Below are 6183 nucleotides of genomic sequence, written 5' to 3' on the forward strand. Positions count from 1 at the left end.
ATATCAGCCGGCTGGCAGCCCTTTGCGAGGAGGCAGCGGAGGCAGGCGCGCGCCTGATCGTCACTCCCGAAATGGGAACGACCGGCTATTGCTGGTTCGACAGAGCCGAAGTGAAACCTTTCGTCGAGACTATCCCCGGACCGACCACGGATGTTTTCCAGGCCATTGCCAGCAAACACCGCTGCCATATCGTCGTCGGCATGCCGGAAGTCGACCCGGCGAGCGAACTCTACTACAATACCGCCGTGCTGATCGGCCCTGAGGGCGTCGTTGGCCGGCATCGCAAATCACATCCCTATATTGCGGAGCCGAAATGGGCTGCCAACGGTGACATCGTCCACGAGGTATTCGAAACGGAAATCGGCCGGATCTCGATGCTGGTCTGCATGGATCTGCACTTCTTCGAGACGGCGCGTCTGGAGGCGCTCGCGGGTGCCGACATCATCTGCCATATCTCCAACTGGCTGCAGGAGCGCACGCCGGCACCCTACTGGATCAATCGCGCCTTCGAAAACGCCTGCTATGTCATCGAGAGCAACCGTTGGGGACTCGAGAGAACCGTGCAGTTTTCCGGCGGAAGCTGCGTGATCGATCCCGACGGCACGGTCGCCGCATCCATCGATACGGGCGACGGGATCGCCTATGGCACTATCGATCTCGCTCTTGCCCGCCGCCGCGAGGTCCTGTGCGAACCGGTGTTTGAGTCCCGCCGGCCCGAACTCTACATGAACATGATGACCAACAGCTTCACCTGGAACCCGGGCGACTACTTCCGTCTCTATGGCTACCAGCCGATCCCGCGCGGACGCGCATCGCGTGCCGCAGTCGCCCAGTTCGCCCCCTCCTCCGTCGTCGCAGACAATCTCGCCCGCATCGCCCATCTGGCAGCCGAGGCGAAGGCAACAACAGCGCCGGACATTCTGGTTTTCCCGGAACTGTCGCTGACCGGACTGGAGGCGCCGCAAAGCCGGGCGGAGCTGCTCTCGGGCCCGACGGTATCGGCCTTCGTTCGTCTGGCGATGAAGCTCGGTTTCTATCTTGTCGCCGGATTTGCCGAGGCGGATGGGGACAAGGTTTATAACAGTGCGGTTCTCGCTGGCCCCGAGGGGCTTGTGGGAAGCTACCGCAAGACGCATCTCGGCATTTCCGACATCTGGGCGACGGCCGGCGACGAATGGAAAGTCTACGATCTAGCGATCGGCCGCGTCGGTCTGGCGATCGGCCACGACGCGCTCTATCCGGAAGCCATCCGTTCGCTCGCGCTGTTGGGATGCGACGTGGTCGCTTGCCCATCAGCCATAGCTGGCACTTTCACCGGCGGCCACAACGGCACGAAAATTCCGCATAACTATCCGATCCCCAAGGGCGCCGATCCCTACCACTGGCATGCGTTGCGCGTGCGCGGCGGCGAGAACAATGTCTATTTCGCCTTCGCCAATGTCCTGGATGCGGCGCGGGGATACCTGGGCAAGAGTGCGGTGTTCGGGCCGGATTCCTTTGCCTTTCCGCGCCAGGAATCGGCAATCCTGGACGAGGACGGGATTGCGGCAGCAACCGTCGACACCACCAATCTCGAAACGCCGTATCCGACGAACATCGTGCGGCGAAAGGATCTTGTCGTCATGCGCCAGCCGCATCACTATCAGCCGCTCGTCAAATGGCATCAGTGAGAGACCGGCAAGATGTCCACATTCACATTCGCGACCGTCCCGCAGATCATCGCGGGACCGGGTTGCATCACGAGGCTTTCGGAGCTGACGAAAACCCGGCTTGGACCGCGCGTCATGGTGATTTCGGACGATGGGGTCGTCAAAGCGGGGCTCGTTCAGCCGGCCCTGACAAGCCTTGCGGACGGCGGCGCTGAAATATCGATCTTCACCGGTGTTGTCGCCGACCCGCCGGACGCCATCATTCATGCGGCTGTGGCGCAGGCGATCGGTTTCGGCGCCACGGGTGTACTTGGCATCGGCGGCGGCTCGTCGCTTGATGTCGCAAAACTTGTGGCTCTGCTCTGCAAAAGCGACGAAGCGCTCGATGATATCTATGGAGTGGGCAAAGTCAGCGGGCAGCGCTTGCCGCTGGTGCTTGTGCCCACAACGGCAGGCACCGGCTCCGAAGTCACACCGATTTCCATCGTCACCACGGGCGCATACGAGAAAAAAGGCGTCGTATCGCCAGTCCTGCTGCCGGATGCGGCGCTTCTCGACGCGGAGTTGACCCTCGGCCTGCCTCCAGCCGTGACGGCTGCAACGGGGATTGACGCCATGGTGCACGCCATCGAGGCTTTCACCTCCGCGAGTGCAAACAACAATCCGGTTTCCCGTTCCCTTGCCAAGGAGGCCCTTCGGCTTCTCGGGGCGAATTTAGAGATCGCAGTGATGAGAGGAACCGATCTGGCCGCCCGGCAGGCGATGCTGCTCGGCGCGATGCTGGCCGGTCAGGCCTTTGCCAATTCGCCGGTCGCTGCCGTCCATGCTCTCGCCTACCCGATCGGTGGCCGCTATCACGTTGCGCACGGCCTTTCCAACAGCCTGGTCCTTCCGCATGTCCTGCGCTTCAACGCGACGGTGTGCGGTGATGCCTATGCGGAACTGGCACCTTGCCTTTTTCCTCATCTTGGGCCCGCCGGTCTGGCTGAGCGGCTTTCCGGTTTTGTCGAAGGATTGGCAATACTGCCTGTGCGCCTCAACCTGCCCGTACGCCTGCGCGATGTCGGAATTCCCAAGGACGGGCTTCCCCTGCTAGCGGAAAGTGCGATGGAACAGACCCGCTTGCTGGTCAACAATCCGCGCACGGTGTCGCTGTGGGACGCCACTCAGATCTATGAGGCGGCTTGGTAAGAAGATGCCCTGCTGTCACGATCGCGCCATAGTTGAGGATACGGATCGGACGAAAAGATGTGGAGCAAATTTCCTATCGTCAGAAAAGCGCGGCTACGAAAAGCCGCCGTCCCACAATGTTTCACAAAGGGAGGCAGCGTTGCCCACTGCCGGTCTCGGCTCGAAAGCCGATCGACATGACCCGGACGTGCGGATACCGGGTCCCTAACGCACTCATGTCAGAGGCATTGCCACGGGCCGCATCGGTGCGCCGGTTGCGCCGCGCAGCTTGATGCAGGCCCCGAAAAAGGCGAATTCGTAGAGTCTTTCGGCGGCCAGCTCCTCAAGAAAAGCCATCTCAAGGATTGGCACGCCTGCTTCCGCCAACAGGTAGGTATGGACGGGGAAGAAATTGAGCTCGTGTGCCGATGGCGTCTGCTCCAGCGTCAGATTGTCGGCGCCGATCATGAGCGCGCCGTGCTTGGCGATATACTCCGCACCCTCGCGGTTGAGGCCGGGCGTGTTTCGGGTGAAGGCCATATCCGGCCACAGGAGCATCTGGCCGGTGCGCAGCAGCACCACGTCGCCGGGCAGGATCTTCAATCCCTGCTTCTTCAGGCATCCCGCGATGTCGGCCTTGCCGATCGCATGGCTCGGCGGCAACGTGTCGACGCCATGCATGGCCGCGATATCGAGGAGAATGCCGCGCGCGAAAATCGGCGGATATTTTTCCGGGCCGCAAATATCCCAGGCGCGGCTGCCGAGGTGATCACGCGCCGTGAAGCCATTGAATATCTCGCCGTTATAGCCGAAGTGGTTGAACGTATCGATATGCGTGCCACAATGGGTGTACATCGAAATACTGTCGCCGGAATAGCCGACGAGTTCGTTCTGTTGGCGCGTCACGCCCATGGTGTTTGCGACGATCTCGCCCTGCGGCGTGTGGGTCATCCAGATCTGATAGGGCTGGTCACCGGCGCCGAACCAGCCGGGCATGCCGACGAAATGGTCGACCGAAAGGTCGAAGACTTTCGACGCATCGGTGCGGCCGATGATTGCGGAACGCGACTTGGCGTCGATCAGGTTCAGCATGCCGATCTCGTCGTCGCTGCCATAGGGGCTCTTCGTCACCTTATGGAATTCGGCATTGTAGGCGATGATCTTGCTCTTGGTCGCTTCGTCGACATAACACGCCATGCACATTGCAAGTCTCCTTGTTGACCGTCGCAGCCGCCGCAGCCGCCACCTTCAGATCGTTTCGCCGCGAATGACCGGTTCGGCGACGAGCGCCATCGACAATAGCCGCTCGTCGCGGCGTGCCAGCCCCGATAGCAGGAAGCCAACCGGCATGCCGGCTTCACCCGTGCCGCAGGGGATCGACACCCCGCACCAGTCGAGAAAATTGCCGAGCAGCGTGTTGCGCAGTGTCTTGCCGTTGGTGGCGATGAAGAGCTGGTCGTCGGTCTTCAACGGCTCGAGCAGCGGTGCCACATGCGCGACAGTCGGGAAGGCAATCAGCCGGTCGCCGACCAGCCGGTCCACCGCCTCGATCAGCCGCGTGCGGGCAGAGAGAATGTCGAGGTAGTGCGAAAGGGTGATCTTTTCACCGAAGCTGGTGCGCGAGACCACACGCGGGTCGATCAGTCCGGCATCCGGCCCGGTGATCCGCGCCCGGTGCAGCCAGTAGGCCTCCGCCGTTACCAGGGCTCCATGGCTTGCCATCAGATGCAGAATTTCCGCAAAGGCCGGGATTTCCAGTGGCGTGCAGATGACGCCGGCGGCGGACAAACGCGCGACGGCCGCCTCAAAGGCCGCAACAACACCCGGCTCGGCCTCGTCGAAGACGACGTTGGTGGGAATGACGAGTTCGAGCCCGGCAAGCGGACGGTGGCTGGCCGTCGGGGCTGTCAACCCACGCATCGCCGCATCGACCCAGACGGCATCCTGTACCGAGCGGCAGAGCGGCCCGAGCGAATCCAGGCTGCCGGCAAGCGGAAAGACGCCCGTCATCGGATAACGCCCGCGCGTCGCCTTGTAGCCGACGATACCGTTCAGCGCCGCTGGAATACACACCGAGCCGCCCGTGTCGGAGCCGATCGAGACCGGCACGAGACCGGCTGCCACCGCAACACCCGAACCGGAGGACGAGCCGCCGGGAATGCGGGCGACATCAGTACCGCGGGGGTTTTTCGGCGTGCCGAAATGCGGATTGATGCCGAGGCCGGAGAAGGCGAACTCGCTCATGTTGACCCGGCCGGCTGCGACCATGCCGGCGCCAGCCAGCGCGGAGACGACGGCAGCGTCGACCGCAGCCGGTGCCTGATCACGAAGAAGCAGCCTCGACCCCGCCGCCGTGACACTGCCGGCAACATCGAAGAGATCCTTCCAGGCGACCGGAATGCCCTCGAGCAAGCCGCGCGAACGACCATCTTTCAGCCGCTTCGATGAAGCTTCGGCCTCCGCCATTGCCCGCTCACGCGTCAGCGAAATGAAGATCGCCTTGTCGTCATGGCTTTCTATCGCGGCAAAGAMCTGTTCGGCCACAGCGACCGGATCGACGCTGCCAGCCTGGATGAGGGCGGAGAGCTGRGCGATCGAGAGAGAGCCGTAAGGGTGTGCCATTCTGTCTTTCCCGCTTTGCTCACGCCGCCACGAACTGCATCCAGCGGCGCACCAGATAATTGTGTTCATCCATGGTCGTGTTCCACACGGCGATCGAATTGGCGCGCTGCCAATAGGAGCCGCCGCTGCGCACCGCACCGGCCTTGATGCGGAGGAGCCCGTCGGGCCCCGGCAGGTCCGTCGCAGCCGGCAGGCCCTCGTACCAATAGTCCCACTCGGCCGGTGTCATGTGCGGGCGCGAGCGTCCCGGCGTCGACATGTAATAGCCCTGCCGGGCCACCACCGCGCCGGGCCAGCCCGAAATCCACCAGTTGAGATAGTCGTAGGCCGCGTCGAGCATCCGGCCGGAGAGCCGTTTCGAAAGGCAGAGCCCGCCATGCCAGGCGCGATAACCCTCGGCGGGATTGGCGAGTTCGACTGGGAAGCCGCGCAGGTTCAGCTTGCTGATGCCAAGCGACCACATCGACTGGATCTGCGTGTCGCTCTTCGTCATCAGGTTCGCCGCGTCCTCGGCCGAACGCCAGAAGCCGCGGAAGAAGCCGGCCTTCTTGCGCTCTTCCAGAATATCCAGCAGCCGGTCGATTTCCTCGATGCTCATGTTGCCGAGATTGTCGAAGGTCATCAGCCCGGCCGACTGCGCCGCAAGTGCTGCGTCGAAGATGCCGATCGCCGGCTCGTTGACGAGTGCAGCGCGCCCGTGCCAGCGCGGATCGAGCAGTGCTGCCCAGGAGCTCATCTGGTT

The 6183-nt window shown here is 62.8% G+C and carries 5 protein-coding genes; 2 read left to right on the forward strand and 3 right to left on the reverse strand.

Annotated features, from left to right (window positions below):
• Positions 1-1670, forward strand: a 1670-nt coding sequence (locus AC1D1Z_RS32615; RefSeq protein WP_477852974.1) for a nitrilase-related carbon-nitrogen hydrolase, incomplete at its 5' end; no start/stop codon positions are given.
• 12 nt (positions 1671-1682) lie between these two features.
• Positions 1683-2840 (forward strand): iron-containing alcohol dehydrogenase, encoded by a 1158-nt coding sequence (locus tag AC1D1Z_RS32620; RefSeq protein ID WP_018245273.1) that lies wholly within the window; start codon positions 1683-1685, stop codon positions 2838-2840.
• A 213-nt stretch (positions 2841-3053) separates the two neighbouring features.
• Here AC1D1Z_RS32620 and AC1D1Z_RS32625 read toward each other — a convergent pair whose 3' ends face one another.
• The 3 genes from AC1D1Z_RS32625 to AC1D1Z_RS32635 form a co-directional block, all read right to left on the reverse strand.
• Entirely contained in the window at positions 3054-4022 is a 969-nt protein-coding gene (locus AC1D1Z_RS32625) for a cyclase family protein (protein WP_018245274.1), read from the reverse strand.
• 45 nt (positions 4023-4067) lie between these two features.
• Positions 4068-5441 carry an amidase gene (locus AC1D1Z_RS32630; RefSeq protein WP_477852977.1) on the reverse strand — a complete coding sequence of 458 codons (1374 nt, stop codon included), beginning with the start codon at positions 5439-5441 and terminating at the stop codon, positions 4068-4070.
• Between the two features lie 19 nt (positions 5442-5460).
• A partial coding sequence (locus AC1D1Z_RS32635) for an ABC transporter substrate-binding protein (RefSeq protein ID WP_477852979.1) occupies positions 5461-6183 on the reverse strand: 723 nt, incomplete at its 5' end.

This window comes from Rhizobium sp. P1_E1 (genome assembly GCF_056406015.1).